19 protein-coding genes are annotated in these 22,171 nt (G+C 40.6%); 11 read left to right on the top strand and 8 right to left on the bottom strand.

All coding sequences use genetic code 11. The annotated features are described in order from the left end of the window. Nucleotides 1–115 precede the first annotated feature (115 nt). On the bottom strand, nucleotides 116–535 hold the full coding sequence (locus tag AC27JP_RS16840; RefSeq protein ID WP_487117090.1) for a hypothetical protein: 420 nt from the start codon (nucleotides 533–535) through the stop codon (nucleotides 116–118). 188 nt (nucleotides 536–723) lie between these two features. Next, nucleotides 724–3,081 carry a penicillin-binding protein 1B gene (gene mrcB, locus AC27JP_RS16835; RefSeq protein ID WP_487117089.1) on the bottom strand — a complete coding sequence of 786 codons (2,358 nt, stop codon included), beginning with the start codon at nucleotides 3,079–3,081 and terminating at the stop codon, nucleotides 724–726. Between the two features lie 159 nt (nucleotides 3,082–3,240). On the opposite strand from mrcB, the gene miaA reads away from it, so the two are divergent. Beyond that, on the top strand, nucleotides 3,241–4,149 hold the full coding sequence (miaA, locus tag AC27JP_RS16830) for a tRNA (adenosine(37)-N6)-dimethylallyltransferase MiaA (protein WP_487117088.1): 909 nt from the start codon (nucleotides 3,241–3,243) through the stop codon (nucleotides 4,147–4,149). Between the two features lie 190 nt (nucleotides 4,150–4,339). Here miaA and exaC read toward each other — a convergent pair whose 3' ends face one another. Next, the gene (exaC, locus tag AC27JP_RS16825; RefSeq protein WP_487117087.1) at nucleotides 4,340–5,860 is read right to left on the bottom strand and encodes an acetaldehyde dehydrogenase ExaC; all 1,521 of its coding nucleotides are present in this window, start codon (nucleotides 5,858–5,860) and stop codon (nucleotides 4,340–4,342) included. A 120-nt stretch (nucleotides 5,861–5,980) separates the two neighbouring features. Between exaC and AC27JP_RS16820 the strand changes: the two genes are divergently transcribed. Continuing rightward, nucleotides 5,981–6,892 carry an AraC family transcriptional regulator gene (locus AC27JP_RS16820; protein ID WP_487117086.1) on the top strand — a complete coding sequence of 304 codons (912 nt, stop codon included), beginning with the start codon at nucleotides 5,981–5,983 and terminating at the stop codon, nucleotides 6,890–6,892. A 190-nt stretch (nucleotides 6,893–7,082) separates the two neighbouring features. Here the strand turns inward: AC27JP_RS16820 and hrpB are convergent, their stop codons facing one another. Beyond that, nucleotides 7,083–9,647: an ATP-dependent helicase HrpB gene (hrpB, locus tag AC27JP_RS16815; RefSeq protein WP_487117085.1), complete on the bottom strand. Its 2,565-nt coding sequence runs from the start codon at nucleotides 9,645–9,647 to the stop codon at nucleotides 7,083–7,085. A 107-nt stretch (nucleotides 9,648–9,754) separates the two neighbouring features. Here hrpB and thpR point away from each other — a divergent pair, with 107 nt between their 5' ends. Together thpR and AC27JP_RS16805 are read left to right on the top strand one after the other, a co-directional pair. Then, complete coding sequence (thpR, locus tag AC27JP_RS16810) at nucleotides 9,755–10,342, top strand: RNA 2',3'-cyclic phosphodiesterase (protein WP_487117084.1); 588 nt, start codon at nucleotides 9,755–9,757, stop codon at nucleotides 10,340–10,342. 111 nt (nucleotides 10,343–10,453) lie between these two features. Continuing rightward, nucleotides 10,454–10,864, top strand: coding sequence for a hypothetical protein (locus AC27JP_RS16805; protein WP_487117083.1), 411 nt, complete (start codon nucleotides 10,454–10,456; stop codon nucleotides 10,862–10,864). Between the two features lie 80 nt (nucleotides 10,865–10,944). On the opposite strand, the gene pepB is transcribed toward AC27JP_RS16805, so the two are convergent. Further along, nucleotides 10,945–12,252: an aminopeptidase PepB gene (gene pepB / locus AC27JP_RS16800; RefSeq protein WP_487117082.1), complete on the bottom strand. Its 1,308-nt coding sequence runs from the start codon at nucleotides 12,250–12,252 to the stop codon at nucleotides 10,945–10,947. Between the two features lie 93 nt (nucleotides 12,253–12,345). Here pepB and sfsA point away from each other — a divergent pair, with 93 nt between their 5' ends. The 7 genes from sfsA to panC all read left to right on the top strand — a co-directional run bounded on the left by sfsA (nucleotide 12,346) and on the right by panC (nucleotide 18,499). After that, nucleotides 12,346–13,071: a DNA/RNA nuclease SfsA gene (gene sfsA, locus AC27JP_RS16795; RefSeq protein ID WP_487117081.1), complete on the top strand. Its 726-nt coding sequence runs from the start codon at nucleotides 12,346–12,348 to the stop codon at nucleotides 13,069–13,071. Nucleotides 13,072–13,369: 298 nt separating this feature from the next. Continuing rightward, nucleotides 13,370–13,810: an RNA polymerase-binding protein DksA gene (gene dksA, locus AC27JP_RS16790; RefSeq protein WP_085298823.1), complete on the top strand. Its 441-nt coding sequence runs from the start codon at nucleotides 13,370–13,372 to the stop codon at nucleotides 13,808–13,810. 13 nt (nucleotides 13,811–13,823) lie between these two features. Beyond that, nucleotides 13,824–14,726 carry a tRNA glutamyl-Q(34) synthetase GluQRS gene (gluQRS, locus tag AC27JP_RS16785; RefSeq protein ID WP_487117080.1) on the top strand — a complete coding sequence of 301 codons (903 nt, stop codon included), beginning with the start codon at nucleotides 13,824–13,826 and terminating at the stop codon, nucleotides 14,724–14,726. Between the two features lie 87 nt (nucleotides 14,727–14,813). After that, nucleotides 14,814–16,268, top strand: coding sequence for a polynucleotide adenylyltransferase PcnB (gene pcnB, locus AC27JP_RS16780; RefSeq protein WP_487117079.1), 1,455 nt, complete (start codon nucleotides 14,814–14,816; stop codon nucleotides 16,266–16,268). Next, entirely contained in the window at nucleotides 16,268–16,759 is a 492-nt protein-coding gene (folK, locus tag AC27JP_RS16775) for a 2-amino-4-hydroxy-6-hydroxymethyldihydropteridine diphosphokinase (protein WP_487117078.1), read from the top strand. Before pcnB ends, folK begins: the two co-directional genes overlap by 1 nt. Nucleotides 16,760–16,817: 58 nt before the next feature. Continuing rightward, nucleotides 16,818–17,612: a 3-methyl-2-oxobutanoate hydroxymethyltransferase gene (gene panB / locus AC27JP_RS16770; RefSeq protein WP_487117077.1), complete on the top strand. Its 795-nt coding sequence runs from the start codon at nucleotides 16,818–16,820 to the stop codon at nucleotides 17,610–17,612. Between the two features lie 41 nt (nucleotides 17,613–17,653). Then, nucleotides 17,654–18,499, top strand: coding sequence for a pantoate--beta-alanine ligase (panC, locus tag AC27JP_RS16765; protein WP_487117212.1), 846 nt, complete (start codon nucleotides 17,654–17,656; stop codon nucleotides 18,497–18,499). A gap of 81 nt (nucleotides 18,500–18,580) precedes the next feature. Here panC and panP read toward each other — a convergent pair whose 3' ends face one another. From panP to AC27JP_RS16750, 3 genes are all read right to left on the bottom strand, one after another. Continuing rightward, nucleotides 18,581–20,218, bottom strand: a complete 1,638-nt coding sequence (panP, locus tag AC27JP_RS16760; protein WP_487117076.1) for a pyridoxal-dependent aspartate 1-decarboxylase PanP — start codon at nucleotides 20,216–20,218, stop codon at nucleotides 18,581–18,583. Between the two features lie 426 nt (nucleotides 20,219–20,644). Continuing rightward, on the bottom strand, nucleotides 20,645–21,337 hold the full coding sequence (trmB, locus tag AC27JP_RS16755; RefSeq protein WP_487117075.1) for a tRNA (guanine(46)-N(7))-methyltransferase TrmB: 693 nt from the start codon (nucleotides 21,335–21,337) through the stop codon (nucleotides 20,645–20,647). Between the two features lie 58 nt (nucleotides 21,338–21,395). Next, nucleotides 21,396–22,169 carry an ABC transporter permease gene (locus tag AC27JP_RS16750; protein WP_487117074.1) on the bottom strand — a complete coding sequence of 258 codons (774 nt, stop codon included), beginning with the start codon at nucleotides 22,167–22,169 and terminating at the stop codon, nucleotides 21,396–21,398. Nucleotides 22,170–22,171 lie beyond the last annotated feature (2 nt).

The raw sequence follows: 22,171 nt of genomic DNA, 5'->3' as shown, positions 1-22,171 counted from the left end.
GTTAGCCTTAGTCGGGAACAAAAAACTGACCGTTCATTCTGAACATAAAAAAGCAAACCCTAAGGTTTGCTTTTTTCATTCAGTTAACACTAAACATGATTGCCTGTCTCTCAGGCTACCCCTCAATAAGGTTACTTACTACTTGCTGCTGATCAGATAATAATTCTTCTTTCAACCACCCCAATGCTTGCTGCCAACCTAATTCTAAACCAGAAAATATTTGGCTATTCCAATTGTCACTCGCGCGCGTTAGATTAAGTTTTTCAACAAGGCTTTTACACTCCTCGGTATAATAAACAAATGCAATCGCTTTTAGCCCTTGATAAGAGCCAACAGATAGCTGAGCTTCATAACTATAAGAATATTCATTGATACGGTTTATCAGCATGCCGAAATCCCCAAAGATATGTGCTTTAAAAAATTGATCACACTCTTCAATCATTTCAAGTGACAATTCAATACCGTCATCAATACACACTTCGACAATATTTTCAGCAAGTAAAGTAAAATAACCAAAACTCAACCTATGCTTCATTATGCTCCTCTAACTAGGTAATAGATTTGATATCTTTTGCTGTTGTAGAGATGCTTCCTTTGCTATTTGAGTTTACTGCCATGTAAATTAAGCTACCTATTAACCATAGTTTTCTAATCAAGGTTATTCAAACCGCAATACACTAAAAATCAGCTAGAAAAAGCTTAACGACTGAATTTACTATAAAACTATTCACCAAATATTTTTTCAAACCACGACTTTTTCTTCTTGCTTTGCGTGGCATCATATTCACACTGGCTTTCATAAATTAAACCATTGGTTACCGCCGGCAGTAGCTGGGAATTTTCACATGCCTGGCTTACCGCATGACCACTTTTATTATCAAAACGCACCATTGCAATACTTTGCGGTACCTTGGCGATGCGACTTTTCGCCCCCGCTTTTTTCATAAAGTCGGCAAACAACACTAAAGCGCCGCTACTACCAGTTAGTTTCGTCGGCTTATTGTCGTCGCGACCAAGCCAAGCTGTGACCAGTAATTCATTATCATAGCCGACAAACCAGCTATCACGTTGCTCATTTGTGGTGCCTGTTTTTCCTGCCAAGTTTTTATCTTTTAACCGCCAAGTTAATGAACGTGCGGTTCCCGATGTCGCGACTTTTGTTAAGGCATAATCAAGCAAATAAGCCGCCTGTGTTGATATCACCTGTTGTTGCTGTGCTTCAAATTGCCACAAGGTTTCACCACTAGCGCTCACCACTTTCTCTATTGCATGGGATTGCTCAGCAGAGCCCCTATTCGCCAAAGGTAAATACAGCTGATTAACTTCCATTGGCGACATATTCAATGCCCCTAACAACATCGATGGTCGAGTGACAATATCACCAGAATAACCTAATAAGTGAATAGCTTGCGCAATGTTATCTAAGCCTAACTTCATCCCTAGATTCACGGTTGGAATATTTAAACTTGAGGCTAGCGCATCCACTAAGTGCACTTGCCCGCGATATTTACCATCATAATTTTTTGGCTTCCACGCTTGACCATCTGCACTTGATAGAGTGATGGCTTTGTCTTCAATTAAACTTGCCAAATTAAATCGTTGATAGCGCTCTAATGCCGCGAGATATACTGCTGGCTTAATTAACGAACCGATTGGACGCTTAGCATGTAACGCTCGGTTGAAACCGGCATAACCGGCTTCTTTGCCGCCAATGAGGGCTCGAACCGCACCACTTTGAAAGTCAGACACTACCATAGCAACTTGTAAATCAGCACCGGTTTGTTTTTCTAGCGCAGGTAATTGCTGATCAACACTTGCCTGCAATGCCGATTGTTGTGTAATAGAGAAGCCAGTAAACACCCTTACGCCCGATTGTTGCTCATATTCAGACAAATGCCTTGCTAACTCTGCTTTAACCAGTTGTAAATAGGCCGGAAATTTTTGCTGAGCAAGTCGTCGACTCTTACGAATAGACAACGGTGCTTCTACCGCTCGTTCAAACTCATGCTGGGCAATAATTTCTTCTTGATACATTAACCGTAAAACTAAATCACGACGCTTTAACGTCCGTTCAGGAAACCGCCACGGATCGTAATAACTTGGCCCTTTAATTTGCGCAATCAGCATCGCCATCTGCTCAGCATTTAATGACTGAATGGATTTACCAAAATAGAATTCTGCCGCTAAACCAAAACCATAAATACCATTAGCATAATGCTGACCTAAATAAACTTCGTTGATATAAGCTTCTAGCAATTGGTCTTTGCTATAGCGATATTCCAAAATTAGCGCCATCAGCGCTTCATTAACTTTTCGCCAAAGGGTTTTATCGCGGGTTAAAAACATATTTTTAACCAATTGCTGGGTTAACGTACTGCCCCCTTGCACCGTTCTTCCCGCTTTAAGGTTTTGGTATAACGCCCTTAAAATGCCTAAAGGAGAAACACCATGATGAAAATAAAAGTCTCGGTCTTCAACAAGTAACAGGGTATCAAGCAGCTCTTCAGGTACTGCTTGTAAGGAAACTAATACTCGGTCTTCTTTACTTTCTGGTAAAATTCTATCGAGTAATAATGGCTCTAAAGTCACCTGTTCAACCGCAACGGCGTCAAGATATAGCGCGCTAATATGGTTACCTGTCACATCAAAGGTGAGTTTTTGGCTAGCCTCAATGCCCTCGCCAAAATCAAAGGCACGACGAAAAACAATGGCACGGTTTTTTGACAGTGCAAACTCACCGGGTCGTTGCACAAAGCTCACTTTTTTATAGCGATTGGCTAGTAGCGCTTGTTTAAGCTCACCAAGGTTTAACTCGCTACCAACAGCAAAGCTTTCTAGTTTACCGTAAACTTGCACGGGCACTTGCCAGCGTTGTCCTTCAAACTTATTTCGTACCTTGCTATCAAGGTAAATACTATATAAAAAAATAACAAAAACGGTTAATACCGTCATTTTGATAGTAAAGAACAATGACCAACGCAGTGCTCGACGAATACGACTGCGCTCTGTAACTTCAGGCGTTTTTCGGCTGTTTTTTTTAATGGAAGTAGTTTTAGTTTGAGAAGGTTTTCTTGGCGACATACGCTATTTAGCTAGACCTGTAGTGTATAAGTATATGCTTATACTAATCTAGCAAACCGCATATCCCTAATGATAATTTTAACACTTCACCAGACATCAGAAATTAATTAGCGATATAATAGCACTCACTCTATTTCAGTAATCAATTTAGGCTAGTTTATGTCAGCGTTTAATATGCTTGTTGTGCTTGGTTCAACAGCGTCAGGAAAAACCAAACTTGCGGTTGAATTAGCAAAAATGCTCAACGGTGAAATTATCTCGGCTGACTCTCGACAAGTATATCGTGGCTTAGATATAGGCAGTGGCAAAGATCTCGATGAATATCAAGACATCAGCCATCACCTCATTGATATTGTTGACCCCGGCTACGAATACAGTATTTTCGACTTTCAAAAAGACGTTATTAATGCTTACCAAAAAATTAACGATAATAACAAATTAGCCATTATGGCTGGCGGTTCAGCCCTGTATGTTGATTCCATTTTAAAAGGCTATCGACTAATTGAAGTCCCCGAGAACATCGAGCTTAGAGCGTCATTATCAACACTTTCTCATCAAACCTTGGTTGACAAACTCATTGCACTAAAACCTAACTTGCATAACACCACAGATATTATTGAGCGTGAAAGATTGGTACGTGCCATTGAAATTGCTCAAGGCGAGCTTAACGCAAAAGATACCATTAACGACTTTCCAACCCTCAAGCCGCTGATATTCGCGATAAAATGGCCAAGAGAAATCATTCGTCAACGTATTACCGAACGCTTAAAAGTTCGAATGGAACAAGGCCTTATCGAAGAAGTTGCACAACTCCACAGCCAAGGAGTGAGTTGGGAAACACTTTATTTTTATGGTTTAGAATACCGCTTTATTGCCCAACATTTACAAGGGCAATTAAGCAAAAATGACTGCTTTCAAAAGCTCAATTCAGCCATACATCAATTCTCAAAAAAGCAAGACACTTGGCTACGACGCTTAGAGCGCAACGGCACTAAAATTCATTGGTTAGATGGTGGCGAAGAGCTTTTACCACAAGCCATGGCGATAATCGCACAAGCAAACAAATAGCTAAAATATCACCATTAATGTGCATCCATGTGATAATGGTATTGCCGACATGGATATAGGTACTTAGTTTTGTCCGGAACAAAAAACTGCCCCTTCATCCTGAAGATAAAAACAAGAACGATCATGGCTGATCGTTCTTACTGTTAGCAATATTATTATCGAATACGGAAAAGACCGAGTAAAAGCTTAATTAAAAGAACCCAAGCGGATTAACATCATAGCTGACCAATAAGTTTTTGGTTTGCTGATAATGCTCTAACGCCATTTTATGTGTTTCACGGCCAACACCTGATTTTTTATAACCACCAAATGCGGCATGTGCCGGGTACATATGATAGCAATTAGTCCAAACTCGGCCTGCTTGTATTTTTCGTCCCATGCGATAAGCCAAGTTCATGTCTCGTGTCCACACGCCTGCACCTAAGCCAAACTCAGAACTATTGGCTAACTCCAACACTTCCGCTTCATCTTTAAAGGTCGACAACGAAATGACTGGGCCAAAAATTTCTTCTTGGAACACTCGCATATCATTGGTGCCTTTTAGCAAGGTAGGTTGAATATAAAAGCCGTTTTTGTGCTCATTTTCAAGTTGCTCAACATCACCGCCTAACAATACCTCGGCACCTTCTTCACGACCAATATCAATATAGCTCATAATTTTATCGAACTGCTCTTTTGAGGCTTGTGCACCAACCATAGTGTCAGTGTCTAATGGGTTCCCGCGCTTAATGGCTTTTGAGCGCTCAATGACTTTTTCGATAAATTGTGGATAAATATCTTCATGAACAAATACGCGTGACGGACAAGTACACACCTCACCTTGGTTAAAGTAGGCTAATACCATGCCTTCAATACATTTGCTTAAATATTCATCTTCTTGGTCCATAACATCTTTAAAGAAGATGTTCGGTGATTTACCACCAAGTTCAACAGTAGAAGGAATAATATTTTCCGCTGCGCATTTTAAAATATGTGAGCCAACGGGCGTTGAACCGGTAAAAGCAATTTTTGCAATGCGAGTGCTCGTTGCTAATGCTTGCCCTGCCTCGTTACCAAAGCCATTAACAATATTTAACGCGCCAGCTGGCAATAAGTCACCAATCAATTCGGCCAAAACTAAAATAGAGGCAGGTGTTTGCTCAGCTGGTTTTAAAACTACACAGTTACCTGCTGCTAATGCTGGAGCGAGTTTCCAGGCCGCCATCAATATTGGAAAATTCCATGGAATGATTTGCCCAACCACACCTAATGGTTCATGAAAGTGATAAGAAACGGTATTTTCATCAAGGTCGCCAATCGAGCCCTCTTGTGCGCGTAAACAGCCAGCAAAATACCTAAAATGGTCAACCGCTAGTGGAATATCGGCAGCTAAGGTTTCGCGCACGGCTTTGCCGTTATCCCAAGTTTCTGCTACCGCTAAATATTCAATATTTTGCTCAATACGGTCGGCTATTTTCAGCAAGATATTAGAACGTTCGGTAACCGATGCAGCGCCCCATGCATCTTTTACTTTGTGGGCAGCATCTAAAGCAAGTTCAATATCTTTTTCGTTAGAGCGAGGGATTTGACAGAAAACTTCACCATTAACTGGGCTTATATTATCAAAATATTGCCCGTCACATGGCTCAAGCCATTGACCGCCAATAAAATTTTGATAGCGCGCTTTGAAGTTTATTAAGGCACCATCGGTGCCGGGTGCTGAATAGATCATAAGACTTTCCTATAGTTGTATTTTTAGTCAATTGTTATTACTTTAGTAGATTAAAAAAATTTAACTATGCAATAAGTTCAAAAAGGTTGACTGCCAGTACATATATAAAAGGGCGTAAAAATGATTAAGGAAGTATTAGCAAAGCAACGGAAAAATCCTAAGGTGTTAGTCGAAAACAAAATAAGCTTTGCTGGGCCTGATACAGAGTTAAGTATTTACGATACGTTCGAGCGAGCCAATCGTGTGCAGCTAAAATCTGATCAGCTATTGTTTTGTGGCATGGTCTCAGGTAAAAAAGTGATGCATGACGACAATGCCTGTTATGAAAGTGAATTCTTGCCGCACGAGTCATTTGTTATGGCGCCTGATCATCAAGTCGAGATTGACTTTCCTGATGCGAAAATAGATCAACCCACCACGTGTTTAGCCATCGAAATATCATTGGATCGGATCAACAGCATAGTTAATCATATTGAACAGCACGCACCTTTAGCATCTGAATACGGTCAGTGGCAATATCACCAGCATTTAGTCCACACCCATCATAATGCGCAAACTCAGGCCTTACTCAATAGAATAGTGCAAATTTATACTGAAAATCATCAAGATAGAAACTACATGATTGATTTAGCTATTTCTGAACTAACGGTGCGATTATTACGTCATCAAACTCGTGATTTCATTATTTCTCACTGTGAGCAAGCTCCTGACAGTAATGGCTTAAATGCTGCTATTCATTTTATTAATCACCACTTAGCCAGCAATATTGATATTGAGCAGTTATGTAAAATAGCCTGCATGAGCCGCACTAAGTTCTTTCAACAATTTCGAATTCACTTAGGTTGCACGCCTGCTGTTTATCAGCAGCAACTACGCTTGAAAAAAGCCGCCAGTATGATCAAGCAAGGACAACAAATCACCCAAGTGTGCTTTAAACTCGGCTATAGCAATGCCAGCCACTTCAGTCGCAGCTTTAAACAATTTTTCAACCTTAGCCCTAGTGCATACAAAAGCCGCCATTTAAGTAGTTAACCTGAACTCTGGATAATGAGAATGAAAAAAATAACTATTTCAAAGTATTATCAACATCAATCTACAGTCGTGGTATTTATGTCTAGTTAAAGGCGTTCAAGTAGGCTTTAATAGTGCTGCTGTAGCATTTGCTTATTCAGAGCTCAGGTTAGTTAGTAAATTTATAACGACAACATTCCGTTACCATGACTTAGGTTTTAATATGACGCTTGGTTTTACGTGTTGCTTGGGCATTAGCCGGGTCATCCGGCCAGAAGTGCTTAGGATATTGCGCTTTCATGTCTTTTTGTACAGCTTGATAACTGCCTTGCCAAAACGCGACTAAGTCTTGTGTCACTTGAATGGGCCGTTTCGCAGGCGAGAGTATCTCAATAATCAAAGCCACTTGGCTGTTGTTGCTTTTATCCCCCACCGTAGGCGTTACCGTAACCCCGTATAGCTCTTGCATGGGTAGTGAGACAATCGGTGCTTGCTCTAGACTATAACGAATCGCACATTTACGCCCCGTCGGTCCAACAAAAAATACCGGCGCCAATTGCTTAAATGTTTGCTGCTGCTGATAACTAAGCTGGTTAAACAATAATTCAGAAAAATTTAATTTATCGAGCTGTGTTTTGCTAGTAATGTCAGTTAAGTAGGGCCCTAACCATTGCTCTAAATTTTCCAACAAAAACTTGTCGTCAACCTCAGGAAACGCCAAATGCGTTTGTGTGCTGTTTAGCCAACGCCAACGCAATAATAGCTGTTCTGCATCTGTAGCAAACTTTAACCAACTCAGGCCTTTCTTTCTAATATGTTGGCACCAGCAGGCAATTAATAATTCAGCTGATATCTTTTGTCTGGTGTTTTCATCTTTGATCACCAATGCCCCAAGTACTTGCTGTTGTGCTGAAACAATACGATTCGCTTGCTGGTCAAACTGCAAATGCGTTTTACTTTCGGTGCTAACTATGCCCCAAGCCAATGCTTGTGCTAAGTCAAATTCAGCTGCCAGTGCGACCATTAAACCTTGCTGGCGTTGAAATAATTGCGCGGCAACAATATAGTGTTCAGCCGCTAAGGCATCAGCCTGATTCACCACCACGCCTTTACCGTAAGCCGTTAAATAATGACCTTGGTTATTTCTTTGTTTTGCAATACGTTCTGGGTAGGCATGCACCAGTATTAAGCCACAGTGCTGAATAGGTAAGTCACTGCTCGAAAGGCAAAAATGATTTTGAGTTTTAGCTTGCAGTATATGTTGATTTGCTAAACGGAAAAGTCGCTGTGCTTGTTGAATAATGCGCTGATGATTACCCTTTTTTGGTTGCTGACAAAGCTGCAGCACGCGATGAGCAATATCACAGTCGTTGCTGCGTTGCTGGGCATTAAAAATATCACGTTCTTCTAATAACGCCGCCAATAAACAAGCTAAGGACAATAAATGCCTAATGTCGTGTTGCTGCTCAAGATGTTGAGCTCGTAATAGCATTTTGGCAAACCTTGGATGACAAGGAAAATTAGCCACCTGTTTACCGTCTGTTGTTAATTGCTGCTGAGAAGACAACAAACCTAAATCAATTAATTCCTGCCAAGCAAGTTGTTCTCGCTTACTCTCCGGCATTTCAATCATCGGCAGTTGTGAGCAATCACTTGCTCCCCATCGCGCTAATTCCATTAACATTGGCAGCAAATCCGCTTGCTGTATTTCACTGGCACTTTGTTCACTTCGGCGCGAAAAATCATCTATACTATACAAGCGAATACAATGGCCGGCCTGTAAACGCCCGGCACGCCCTGCGCGCTGAATTGCCGAAGCTTTGGCAATCGCGCGCTGCGTTAACTTGTTCGTTAAAGTTTGGTTATCATAAATGGCAACATTTTCTAGGCCTGAATCTATCACCAAATTAACGCCTTCAATGGTTAAACTGGTTTCGGCAATATTAGTCGCAAGTACCAGTTTATGCTGCCCGTTTGGTGCCGGCGCTATCGCTTGTTGTTGTAGAGTAAGCGATAAATCACCATACAAGGGACAAAGCAACATGGTTTCTGGCATAAATGCCGCTAACTGCTCAGCCAAATAGCGAATATCACCCGTGCCCGGTAGAAACACCAATATTGAGCCCTGATGCGTAGCAATGGTTGACTTTAAAACGGATAAGGCGTGCTCGCGCCACAACCTTGTATTGCTCGGCGCTTGATAACTAATCTCTACAGGAAAGCTTCGGCCCTGACTTTCGAGGCAAACCGCTTCAGGGAGTTGTTGTTTTATCATCTCTGTGGCCAGCGTTGCCGACATCAATAAAACTTTTAAGTCTTCACGCAAGCCTAATTGCACGTCACGAGTTAAGGCAAAGGCTAAGTCAGCATTAAGAGAACGTTCATGAAACTCGTCAAATACCACTAAGCCGCAATTTTCCAATTCAGCATCATGCTGAATAATTTGCGTTAATATGCCTTCGGTAATTACTTCTAAACGCGTATTTTTCGACACTTTACTTTCATTACGTAAACGGTAACCGACAGTTTCACCAACGTTTTCCCCCAATTGCTCAGCCAAGTAACAGGCAATATTCTTCGCGGCAATCCGTCGCGGTTGTAATAAATATATTTTTTCACCTGATAAACAATCTAATGCTAAGAGCCACAGCGGTAATTGTGTTGACTTACCAGCACCTGGGGGAGCGGTTAACAGTATGGTGTGGTGATTATTTAACGCTGAAATCACATCGTTTTTGATATCATCAATGGGTAGTTTTCTAGCCAATAGTGTCATAGTTTACTGAGCATCACTTTGGGTTTATTCTGTAATTATTTGCCATATTAACATAAGCCAATAGGCTGATAGTTGATTATTACCATTTCAAATTGGCGCTTTCTCTGATGAAAAAAAGAATGTTCGTTGCCTTAGATATTACACCTGTCGATAAAAATGCTGTTGCTCGTTGGCGCGAGCAATGTCTGCCATTACCATTTAAAAAAATTCCCCAAGACAACTTTCATATTACCTTGGCATTTCTTGGCATATTGAATGAAACTCAACAGCAAGATATTGAGCAATTGATAAGCGAGCAGCATGATTTAATTCTGCAACAGTTAGGTAAGTTTTTATCTCACCAGCACTATTTTTCCTTATCATTGGCGCAGCTAGGACATTTTAACAAAGCACAGGTATTACACCTTATGCCCTCATACTGTCCTGAGTGGCTAGCGCACTTACAAAAGTTAATTGTTAAGGTATGTGATGAGGGTGAAATTACGGTCGACAATAGAGCTTATCAGCCGCACTTAAGCCTATACCGCAAAGCAAAAAAGCCGATAGTGCTGCCGAGCTCATTAGCCATTGATACCCCCTTACCTGTAGGCGAACATCAATGGCTAACAATCAACAGTTTTAGTTTATACCATTCAAAATCAACATCGTCTGGCGTTACTTATATACCAATACATGCTTGGAAATTAAATTTTTAGCTATTGATTTCTATATGAATTTAAACTGGATTTTTTTGAAAAATCTGCTTACTTGGCAAGCGATTAAAATCCTGCTATTTATTGTCACCCCGTTTGAAAAGGAGTTGCATAATGGAAACGAAAGTCACAGGAGAATACTCGATAGCATCGCAATCGAACATTTTGCAGGTAGATGCATTTGGTCCGTTTGATAATAGTGTTACAGAGCAGTACATTGACGATATGTATCAAGCTTGTGAACAATTTTCTAGTGAGCCTTGGGGTCTACTGATTTCTTTTCATGGCAATAGTGTTTTTTCACCGGAAGCAGAAGAAGCTTTAATTAAGGTCAATAAATTTCGCGTAAAACATGGCTTAATCGCCAGCGCCAGTGTGCTAATTGATAGCACTACCGCCGATATTCAGCAGTTACAGCTGCGCAGAATTTATCAGGCTTGTAACATTACTTTTTATGTTTTTAGCGACGTAGACAGTGCAAAGTCTTGGTTAGAACAATTTTTACAGCAAACACAAACCGGTTGATTCATCTGAATGCATTAAAAACAAAAAAGCTGAGAAACTCTCAGCTTTTTTGTCAATTAAATTGAGCTAAATGCGACAAACTATTTCTTCGCGATCAAATCAGCAATAGTTGCAATGCCAAGACCCGTTGCGCCTGCAGCCCATAAGCTTGACTCACCGGCATTATAGGCAGCAGCTAAATCAAAATGTAACCAACCCGCTCCGTCATTTGGCACAAAGCGCGATAAAAATCCTGCCGCATTACTTGCGCCACCAGCACCACCACCTTTTTGAGTGCGACTATTGGCAGTATCGGCAAATACCGATGAACATTTATCTTGATGCCAAGGCTCTAAAGGGAATTGCCATAAAGGCTCTGCCGTTGCTTGTGCAGCTTGTTGCGCTTTAGCTACAGCATTATTATCTAAGGAAAATAATGCTGAATAATCACCACCAGTTGCCATCACAGCAGCGCCGGTTAACGTCGCAGCATCAATAATTAATGGCGCGCCCGTTTCCCCAGCAGCCATTAAACCATCCGCTAAAACAATGCGCCCTTCCGCATCGGTATTAGCAACTTCACAGGTAACACCGTTTTTGTAAGTAATAATATCGCCCAATTTATAGGCATTATTACTGATCATGTTTTCAGCACAACATAAGTATAATTTCACGCGCTGCGTTAAACCTTGCTTTATCGCCAATGCTAAAGCGCCGGCGACAACCGCTGCGCCGCCCATGTCACACTTCATATCAAACATACCAGCACTGGTTTTGATACTGTAGCCACCACTATCGAAGGTAATGCCTTTACCGACTAAACAAGCCGCCACTTGGGCACTGTCATCACCAGTTGGATTAAAGTCTAACTCCAGCAAGCACGGCGGGTTAACGCTACCTTTACCAACATTGTAAATTCCCATCCATTGCTCAGCTTGAAGTTCTTCACCTTGAATAAGGCGAGTACTCACCTGAGTGGGTGCTAAATTTTTAATATAATTGCTGGTGAGCTCAGCCAATTTTAATGGATATAACTCCGCCGGGGTTTGGTTAGTTAAATCTCGACTCCAAGCATAAATCGCTAACTTATTGGTTAACCTTTCAACTAAGGCATTATCTCCACAGAAATCAATACTTTCTAATTTACCGACACAACTAAAACCTAAAGCAAAAGCCCACTGGCTAGCTTCGTCCCAGTTATCTCCGGTTAATGTCGCGTGAGCGATGCCCAATTTTTCAATTTTACGCGCAGCAGCCTGAATGGTTCTTAACGGTTGGTTAGTATCCTTTGGTAAATATACGGCAATACTATCTTCGCCTATTTGCACGGTTTTACCTTGTTGCCAGCCTTGAGCTTGGCTATTTTCAACTAAAGTTATTGATACTGAAGCAGATTGGGTTGTTGTCATGTTCACGCCTTTAGGTTTAATTTAATAACAACAGTTTACACCATGACCGCAAATAATTAACCTGTAGTCATAATTAATCTAACTTTGGCTACCATGAATTTTATTTTACAACCTAGCACCCTAATTAAACGTTATAAACGCTTTTTAGCCGATGTAACCTTAGTAGATGAAATATCAGGTAACAGTAAAGAAATAACCATGCACTGTGCCAATACTGGCGCTATGACAGGCTGCGCAACTCCCGGTGATACGGTTTGGTATAGTACTTCTGACAATCTAAAGCGCAAATATCCTCATAGCTGGGAGATCACTTATACTCAAGCTAAACATTGGATATGCGTTAACACCATTAGAGCGAACCAATTAACCGAAGAAGCACTGACTAACGGCTTGATTAAAGAGTTTCTGTTGCACACTAAACTAAAACGTGAAGTAAAGTATGGTGAAGAAAATAGTAAAATTGACTTTCAACTATATGACCAATCAGGACGAGAAAGCTATATCGAAGTCAAAAGTGTTACTTTATTAGAGGACGGACAAGGCTATTTCCCTGATGCCGTCACCGAAAGAGGACAAAAGCACTTGCGAGAATTAATCGCCATGGCGGCTTTAGGCCATAGAGCAGTATTATTATTTGCGGTATTACATACCGGCATCAATAGCGTAAAACCCGCAGGGCATATTGATCCGAAATACAGCCAATTATTACGAGAAGCCAAACAACAGGGTGTCGAAATACTAGCCTACAAAGCCAGTTTCAACCGCGATAAAGAGCAATTTTCTATCACCTTAGATAGCCAAGTTTCAGTAGATTTATAATGTTAAATCGGTAATTTTAGGACAATTAGCTGCGATAATGATTGACGTCCTACCTAAAAACTTGCTAAAAAAGCTTGCTTATATTTTATTGTCACCGCGAATTAAAGTTAGCTGAACGAGGTTTTTTTTAACTTTTAAGCGTTTTTTATAAAATAAGCCTTGAATTTCATATCGACCAACACAATATTAAGTGAGATATTTTAGGTCTATTTAGATTGGCAGTTGCAACCAAACGATGAAGTTACACGAAGTAACTATTTTTCATCGATTTAGGTCGAGTAGCATTAGGAGAATTAGCATGCCAAAAAACAAAGCATTAGGTATTTTAGCATTAGCAGGTGTTGAACCGTACGTTGAAAAGCCTAACGAAGAATACATGAACGATGAGCAACTAGAACATTTTAAAAAAATTCTAGAAGCTTGGCGTGATCAACTTCGTGAAGAAGTTGACCGTACCGTGACTCATATGCAAGACGAAGCGGCAAACTTTCCAGATCCGGTTGACCGTGCGGCACAAGAAGAAGAATTCAGTCTTGAGCTACGCACCCGAGATCGTGAGCGTAAACTGATCAAGAAGATTGAAAAAACCCTTCAATTGATTGAAGAAGACGAATTTGGCTTTTGTAAATCATGTGGTATTGAAATTGGCATTCGTCGCTTAGAAGCACGCCCTACGGCCGATCTTTGTATTGAATGTAAAACTCTACAAGAAATCAAAGAACGTCAATTAGCAGGTTAATTTACCTTAGCTAATGCAAGCAAGTTCAACGTTGCGACCACCAGCTCAACATGAGTATCGTGGTCGCTTTGCTCCTTCCCCTTCTGGTTTATTACATTTCGGCTCTTTAATTGCTGCACTCGCAAGTTATTTAGATGCGAAGCATAATCATGGCAAATGGTTAGTGCGAATTGAAGATATTGACCCACCAAGGGAAAAACTCGGTGCCAGTAAAGACATACTAACCACTTTAGAGAATTATGGTTTGCATTGGGATGAAGAGGTGCTTTATCAAAGCCAGCAAACAAAGCACTACCAAGCCGTTTTATCCAACCTTGCTCAGCAAAAATTAAGCTATCATTGCGCATGCACGCGTGCACAAATTAAAGCAAATGGAGGCATCTACCAAGGCCATTGTCGCGACTTACATTTACTCGCTAATAACCATGCGATAAGAGTCATAAATTCAGCGGCTATTTTTCATTATCAAGACTTAATCCAAGGTGATGTTAATTGTGATGAAAAACTTGCTCATGAAGATTTTATTGTCCGCCGAAAAGATGGTCTATTTGCCTATCAACTGGCGGTCGTCGTTGATGACATTTACCAAGGCATTAGCCATGTTATACGAGGTTGTGATTTACTAGAGCCAACAGCACGGCAACTAAGTTTTTATCAAATACTCCATCAGCCCGCTCCTAAATTTGGTCACTTTCCTCTTGCGGTCACCAACCAAGGCTATAAATTAAGTAAACAAAATAACGCTCCTGCTATTGATACTAAAAACCCCATGCCGTCATTAATTGCCGCGTTAACATTTCTCGGCCAACAACCACCCGATGAGCTAAATTACGCTAGTCTTAACGAGCTTTTAGCCTGGGCCATAAGTCACTGGTCAATCAAGCAAGTGCCAAAATCTCAAGAAATCGTTTTATAAATCCTGGTATATTAATAAACGTCGAATATTCGCACTATTTTCATTCTCTTTTACCTTGCGCTGTTATATCATTGCGCGAGAAATTTCATGACAAATTTAAGGTCCAACATTATCAAAAGCGTGATCAACTTGTGTAAAAAAGTACTCGGAAAAACACGAAAGAGCCAGTCTAAACAGCCTTCATTTGAACAACCAAAGATCCTTTCTCGTGATCAACACCCGGTATCTAGAAAACACATAAGTCACAATGCCCTGAAAGTATTGTATCGCTTAAATTCTGGCGGTTATGATGCCTACTTAGTTGGCGGTGGCGTTCGTGATATTTTGCTTGGTTTAGAGCCAAAAGATTTTGATATTGCCACCAACGCGACACCAGAGCAAATTAAAGCGCTATTTCGTAATTGTCGTTTAATTGGCCGCCGCTTTCGTTTGGCTCACATCGTATTTGGTCGCGAAATTATCGAAGTGGCCACTTTTCGCGGTCACCATGAAAATAACGAAGAAAAAAGTTGTCAAAAAACATCCAAGCAAAGTGAGCATGGCATGTTATTGCGTGACAACATTTATGGCAACATTGAAGAAGATGCTGAACGTCGCGATTTTACTATAAATGCTCTGTATTATTCTGCTAAGGACTTTAAAGTTTACGACTTTGCCAATGGCGTTGCTGATGTTCATGCCAAGCAAATTCGCTTAATTGGCGATCCAGAAACCCGTTACCGTGAAGACCCAGTAAGAATGTTGCGTGCCATTCGTTTTGCGACAAAGTTAGATATGGTTATCCATAAGGACACCAAGGCACCAATAACAGAACTTGCACCGTTAATGGCAAATATTCCACCGGCACGCCTGTTTGAAGAGTTCTTAAAGTTGTTTATGTCAGGTAAAGCCTTAGAAAACTTCCAACAACTGCGTGATTACCGTCTTTTTCAATATTTTTTTCCAGCCGTTAATCAGCAATTAGAGCAACAGTCACAAATTTATCTTGCTGACTTTATTTGTTTGGCAATGAAAAACACCGATCATCGTGTTAATACCGACCAACGCGTTACACCGGCATTTTTATTTGCCGCTATGCTGTGGTACCCCATGCAAGAGCAGATACAACGGCTAAATAGTGAAACACAGTTAACACCACAAGACGCTTTCTTTGCCGCGCTAAGCGAAATAATGTCCGAACAACAACGCAGTATTGCCATTCCCAAGCGCTTTCAAGCGGTTATGAAAGACATTTGGATTTTACAAGATAAGTTGTCTCGTCGTGAAGGTAAGCGCGCATTTAAGACCCTTGAACACCCGAAATTCAGAGCCGGATATGACTTTTTATTATTGCGTGCTGAAATTGAAAATTCGTCATCAGCAAGTAACGAGCAAAGTTCAGCATTGCAAGACTTAGCTAAATGGTGGGGAGACTTCCAGCATAGCAATGTCGAAACTCAACAAGTGATGATCAAGAGTGTTGCACAAAGTCGAAGTGGCGCAAGGAGAACCACACGTAAACGCAGAAAGCCACGTCAGCAAACCACAGGTAATGAAGCTTAATGCCGTTGGTCTATATCGGATTAGGAAGTAATTTATCTGATCCGCAAGCACAAATTATTTCCGCATTAGCTAAACTAGAGCAGTTAGCAAACTGCTCAGTTACACAAGTTTCATCGTTATACTTCAGTCGCCCTATGGGGCCACAAGATCAACCTGACTACATGAACGCTGTGGTTGCACTCGAAACATCTTTGAGTCCTATTGAACTACTTGATCAACTGCAAAATATTGAAAATGATGCCGGCCGTGTTCGTAAAGACAATCGCTGGGGGGCAAGAGTATTAGATTTAGATATTTTGTTGTTTGATAAAATGGTCATTAATACTGAGCGTCTAATTGTGCCTCATTACGGTCTCAAGCTCAGAGAGTTTGTGTTATTGCCTTTAGCGGAGATAGCAACAAACTTGTTATTGCCTGATGGTGAAAACGTTTCTCAACTGGCTGACCAGATTGAAAAAAATGGACTAAAAATTCATAGCAAATTGCGTTAGTATAACCACTCTAAAATTACTGATGCCCTGTTTGGCGTCATAAACAATGGATAATACTATGGCTAAAATCACCACTGCCACCTTGAAAAAAATGAAACAACAAGGTGAAAAAATTACCACCATTACGGCTTACGACGCCAGTTTTGCGAAGATTTTCGATCAGGCAGGTATTCACGCGATATTAATCGGTGACTCTTTAGGCATGGTTTTGCAAGGCCAGGACGACACCTTACCCGTTGACATTGAACATATGGCCTATCACACCCAATGCGTAAAGCGTGGTGTTGAAAATACCCTTATTATTGCCGACATGCCATTTATGAGTTACGCAACCACAGAACAAGCGTATATTAATGCTGCCAAATTGATGCAAGCAGGAGCCAGCATCGTTAAGCTTGAAGGCGGACAATGGTTAGAAGAAACCATTAGCGGTCTAGTTGAACGAGGCATTCCGGTTTGTGCCCATTTAGGCTTAACACCGCAATCTGTTAATGTTTTCGGTGGCTTTAAAGTACAAGGCCGCGACAGTGATAAAGCGCAAGAAATGATCGAAAATGCTAAAGCACTAGAAGCTGCAGGAGCGCAATTATTAGTGCTTGAATGTATTCCTAGTGGTTTAGGTAAAGCGATCAGCGAGGCGGTTTCTATTCCAACCATAGGTATTGGCGCCGGTAAAGATACCGATGGTCAAATATTAGTTATGCATGATGCCTTAGGCATTTCATGTAGCTATATGCCAAAGTTTTCACGTAACTTTTTAATTGATACCGGTGATATTCAAAAAGCCATTGAACTATATATTCAAGAAGTCAGTAATGGTAATTTCCCAGGCCCTGAGCATATCTTCAAATAACAAGCGATTATAATAAAGCTAAGCAGACAAACAGTATGACAATGCAAACAACACAAGATATTACCGAGTTACGTAGCAAAATAAAAAAATGGCGTCAGCAGGGTCTTAAAATAGCCTTTGTGCCAACTATGGGTAATTTACATCAAGGCCATATCGCTCTGGTAGAAAAAGCGGTTTCACTCGCCGATAAAGTCGTATCCAGTATCTTTGTCAATCCCATGCAATTTGGTGCCAATGAAGATATCGACAATTACCCAAGAACTATGGCCGCTGATCAAAATAAGTTAATTGCGGCAGGCTGTGATTTATTATTTACTCCGACGGCTGATATTATTTACCCAAAAGGTCTAGATAAGCAGAGTTATGTCGAAGTACCTAATGTTTCTGATGGTTATTGTGGCGAGAGTCGTCCAGGACATTTTCGCGGCGTATCAACGGTTGTTTGTAAACTCTTCAATTTAGTACAACCCGATATAGCTTGCTTTGGCTTGAAAGACTACCAACAAGTGCAAGTGATCCAAACTATGGTTGAAGATTTATCAATGCCTATAGAAATCGTGCCGGTAGCAACGGTGCGAGAAGCAAACGGCTTAGCGCTTAGTTCTCGCAATAATTACTTAACTGACGAAGAAAAGAAAATCGCACCGGCCTTGGCGCAAAACATTCAATGGTTAGCGAAAGAAATAGCAAATAACAGCGACTTTATTGGCCTAGCAAAAAAAGCCGCAAGCTACATAGACAACGCTGGTATGAAAACAGACTATATTCATATTTGCCATGCTCGTACTTTACAACCTGCCAGTGAAGACGACAAAGAGTTAGTTATTCTTGCCGCCGCACATTGCGGAAAAGCCCGATTAATAGATAATTTACAAGTATTTCTGTAAAGCGATAACGTCTAAACAGTAATAAAAAAAGCGAATAACTTAGTTATTCGCTTTTTTGTTTAACATCTTAACCACAGCACTTTATACGGCGTCAACCATAGATAATAAGGTTGGTAAAAAGGTTTCGCTTTCCTGAGCTAACTGCGTTTGCTCTGCTAGCACATCTTGTAAAATAGTTTTCGAGGTTAAAGGGTTAGCTAACACCACTCTAAATACCAAGGTTTTGCGGCCATTATATTTTTGCACTTCAATTCGGGTACGAGAAACAAATGACTTACCATTCTCACGTTGCCGTTTTTGCACAAACTTAGTGAGCTTATCTAGTAGAACGTTAATATGTTCTTGTTGACTCTCATTAGCTGTCGCCAACAATTTTTGCACGCCGGTGGGATTATAGCGATAAGTTAATAAGCAAAGCTCAGGTTGTGTCACTAACTCAAAATCTGCATGTTGCTCAATCAACTCAGCAAAGTAATGCGCTTTCTCAATACTAGTATTAATCAACATTTCATAGCCTGGACGACTAATAACATGCAGTGCCGCATATACCAGCATTGCCATACCAGGGCGCGAGCCTTCTAAAGTATGACTACCTAAATCTTTTGAGCCTTTACGTAAAATATATTCCGCATGATGCTCTATCGCGGCAACAGAGGCCGGATTTTTAAATACCACTAAGCCAGCCCCCATCGGGACATACATTTGCTTATGGGCGTCAATAGTCACGGAGTCCGCTAACTCAATACCATTTAATAATGGCCGATACTTATTCGATAATAAAGTTGCCCCGCCCCAAGCAGCATCAACATGAAAATGCGCCTGATATTGTTGCGCTATTTCAGCCATTTCAGCAAGCGGGTCGATATTACCGGTTTCTGTGGTGCCGGCAACACCAACAATACTGAGTACCCGGATATTCTCTTTGGCTAATTGCTGACATTTAGCTTTTAGTAGTCGGCAGTCAATTTTATTATTTTCATCTGTTGGAATAGCAATAACACTATCTTGGCCAATACCTAAAACATCGGCAGATTTTTTCAACGAATAATGCCCACGTGCAGACACTAAGATGGCTAAGCCATCATATTGATAATGCTTAAGGGCCTTATATAAGCCTTCGCGAGCAACACCACGAAATTCACCATCAGGTTTTAATAAGTTATTTCGAGCCACCCATAGCGCGGTTAAATTTGCCACCGTACCACCAGAGCAAAATGCACCTAAGGAATGATTTGCACTGTGCATCCACTCTTGATAAAACGATTCATCACCTTGATAAACCAAACGATGCATCATCCCTAGTACTTGTCGTTCCATCGGCGTAAACGCCTTAGAAGTTTCTATTTTCACTAGGTTTTGATTTAGCCCGATCATCAATTTTGATAATGGCAAAATAAAGTAAGGTAAGGCCGAGGTCATATGGCCGATAAAGTTTGGGCTGGAGGTATGAACAGATTGCGATACTAGCTTATCAAGTAAGTGATGCATATGATCAGAAACAAAAGCAGGATCTTCAGGTATTTGCGAGTTAGCAAAGTCTTTTTCAATTTCAGTCAACGCTTGCTCGGTTGCCGCAATGTGCTCACCAAGAAAACCCGCTAAATTTTGCGATATCTCATTCTCTATTCGACCCAACGTGGAGTTAGGCGCTACAGGAATGGTAAAAATGCGATGTAAAGACTCTTCAGTTGCTTTTGCCGCGCGTTTACTAACCGTCATACTTATTCACTATTTACTACTCGCCCTAAGCAAGTTGTTTTACACAAGTGCGGCACTGTAATAAAATTTTCGGCAAAAGTCTCGTTTTTTCAACCCAATTGCTGTTTAAAACAATTATGTTGAAGATAATGAGGTGTTATTAAGCAAGCAATGTTGCCGCGTAAACCAGTCCTAATTCAACAATTGCTAGGCTACTTAAGGCCATCATTAAAACTGTTTTTTTAATATTGTTAGTCATGTCATTCGTCCTAAATTTCAATTTGATATAGCAAGGTAATATCAACATTCAAGCCAATCTTGCAACACATTGAAATACAAACAAAAACAATAAAAAACAGGTAAAACAAGAGATGGAGAAGTTATGCAAATTGGCTAAATAAATGTAAATTTAGCCAATTATTTAATAATTTTAACAACAAAGAAAAATTAATCTTTCACTATGCTAAATTGCCAACATACTTGACCACTGGCCTGATACTTAGCTTCAAATGGCGTTAACGGTTGTTCATCGTTCACTTGTGAAATGCGACCAAAACAGCCCGCAATGCCAGCTGCAACTTGAAACTCTTGTAAATATAATTGCCAATTGCTACGTAAAATAATTTCATTACCAACAGCAATAATTTGTGGGAAAACCGCACTACCATGCCAACGTCTTTGCACGTGCTTGGCTTTCGGCCAAGGATTGGGATATAAAATATAGTGTTTATCAACTGGCCACTTAGCGGCAACCACTAAGCGATAAAAATCATTTAAATCAGCGCGAATAAGATGGTAGTTATCAACAGTGCCCTGACCATCATCTCGCGTTACTTCGTCAACATTTCTATTAATGCGGTGAGCCGACTTATCAACCCCTATCACTAACGCTGTAGGGTTCTTCTTTGCTAAGAGACGAGTACTTTGCCCAACACCGCAGCAAGAGTCTAAAATTATCTGTCCTGAAAAAGATTGAACAATAGCATCTATTTCATCAAACGCTTGCTGTGTATGTGCTTGTATTGGCTTTTGTGACGGATGCTCAATATGCTTAGCAACAATCTCCGCTAGTTTTTCATGTATACCCGGCTGATTAGTCACTATTGCCTTTGAGTCACCGGTTATTTCTGTTGAGCTCATTACTGGTTTACCTATAAATATTCAAAGTTCGTACCCGCTATTTCGTGAGGTTTACTCACTAACTTCTTAAACCAATACCTTTAGTTATCAGTATCATTGCTATGCTATATAAACTAACAATAAAGACACCAAGCACAGAAAAAGACAACACTAAACTGACATCAGAAATACCTAAAAACCCATAGCGAAATGCATTTACCATATAAACGATCGGATTAATCTGCGACACACCTTGCCAAAATTCAGGCAATAAACTAATCGAATAAAACACTCCGCCTAAATAGGTTAACGGCGTTAAGATGAAGGTTGGAATAATTGAGATATCATCAAAACTGCCGGCAAAAATCGCATTAATTAAGCCGCCCAAAGCAAAAGTTGCCGAGGTAAGTGCAACGGTGGCAATAATCACCCAAATATTGTGTATTTGAATGTCGACAAAAAACATCGCCACTATCGTGACAATACTGCCAACTAATATTCCTCGTGCCATACCGCCGCCAACATAGCCGGCGACAATTACCCAATTAGGAACAGGTGCGACAAGCATTTCTTCAACATTACGTTGCCACTTGGCACTAAAAAAAGACGAAGCAACATTAGAATAAGAGTTAGTAATAACACTCATCATGATCAGCCCAGGAACGATAAATGACATATAATCAAAGCCGCCCATTTCACCAATACGCTTACCAATTAACGAACCGAATATAACAAAATATAAGCTAATGGTAATAGCAGGCGGTACTAAGGTTTGTACCCAAATACGCATAAAGCGATGAATTTCTTTATGAAGAATACTTTTTAGTGCGATAATATTTCTTGCGTTAATCATTA

It is taken from the genome of Colwellia sp. SU-HH01172 (genome assembly GCF_057553355.1).
This window is presented reverse-complemented; position numbering and strand designations above follow the sequence as displayed.

Bases quoted from the DNA above. Each gene is read 5' to 3' on its own strand.
- AC27JP_RS16840 (WP_487117090.1), bottom strand. From the start codon at position 535: ATGAAGCATAGGTTGAGTTTTGGTTATTTTACTTTACTTGCTGAAAAT.
- mrcB (WP_487117089.1), bottom strand. From the start codon at position 3,081: ATGTCGCCAAGAAAACCTTCTCAAACTAAAACTACTTCCATTAAAAAA.
- miaA (WP_487117088.1), top strand. From the start codon at position 3,241: ATGTCAGCGTTTAATATGCTTGTTGTGCTTGGTTCAACAGCGTCAGGA.
- exaC (WP_487117087.1), bottom strand. From the start codon at position 5,860: ATGATCTATTCAGCACCCGGCACCGATGGTGCCTTAATAAACTTCAAA.
- AC27JP_RS16820 (WP_487117086.1), top strand. From the start codon at position 5,981: ATGATTAAGGAAGTATTAGCAAAGCAACGGAAAAATCCTAAGGTGTTA.
- hrpB (WP_487117085.1), bottom strand. From the start codon at position 9,647: ATGACACTATTGGCTAGAAAACTACCCATTGATGATATCAAAAACGAT.
- thpR (WP_487117084.1), top strand. From the start codon at position 9,755: ATGAAAAAAAGAATGTTCGTTGCCTTAGATATTACACCTGTCGATAAA.
- AC27JP_RS16805 (WP_487117083.1), top strand. From the start codon at position 10,454: ATGGAAACGAAAGTCACAGGAGAATACTCGATAGCATCGCAATCGAAC.
- pepB (WP_487117082.1), bottom strand. From the start codon at position 12,252: ATGACAACAACCCAATCTGCTTCAGTATCAATAACTTTAGTTGAAAAT.
- sfsA (WP_487117081.1), top strand. From the start codon at position 12,346: ATGAATTTTATTTTACAACCTAGCACCCTAATTAAACGTTATAAACGC.
- dksA (WP_085298823.1), top strand. From the start codon at position 13,370: ATGCCAAAAAACAAAGCATTAGGTATTTTAGCATTAGCAGGTGTTGAA.
- gluQRS (WP_487117080.1), top strand. From the start codon at position 13,824: ATGCAAGCAAGTTCAACGTTGCGACCACCAGCTCAACATGAGTATCGT.
- pcnB (WP_487117079.1), top strand. From the start codon at position 14,814: ATGACAAATTTAAGGTCCAACATTATCAAAAGCGTGATCAACTTGTGT.
- folK (WP_487117078.1), top strand. From the start codon at position 16,268: ATGCCGTTGGTCTATATCGGATTAGGAAGTAATTTATCTGATCCGCAA.
- panB (WP_487117077.1), top strand. From the start codon at position 16,818: ATGGCTAAAATCACCACTGCCACCTTGAAAAAAATGAAACAACAAGGT.
- panC (WP_487117212.1), top strand. From the start codon at position 17,654: ATGCAAACAACACAAGATATTACCGAGTTACGTAGCAAAATAAAAAAA.
- panP (WP_487117076.1), bottom strand. From the start codon at position 20,218: ATGACGGTTAGTAAACGCGCGGCAAAAGCAACTGAAGAGTCTTTACAT.
- trmB (WP_487117075.1), bottom strand. From the start codon at position 21,337: ATGAGCTCAACAGAAATAACCGGTGACTCAAAGGCAATAGTGACTAAT.
- AC27JP_RS16750 (WP_487117074.1), bottom strand. From the start codon at position 22,169: ATGATTAACGCAAGAAATATTATCGCACTAAAAAGTATTCTTCATAAA.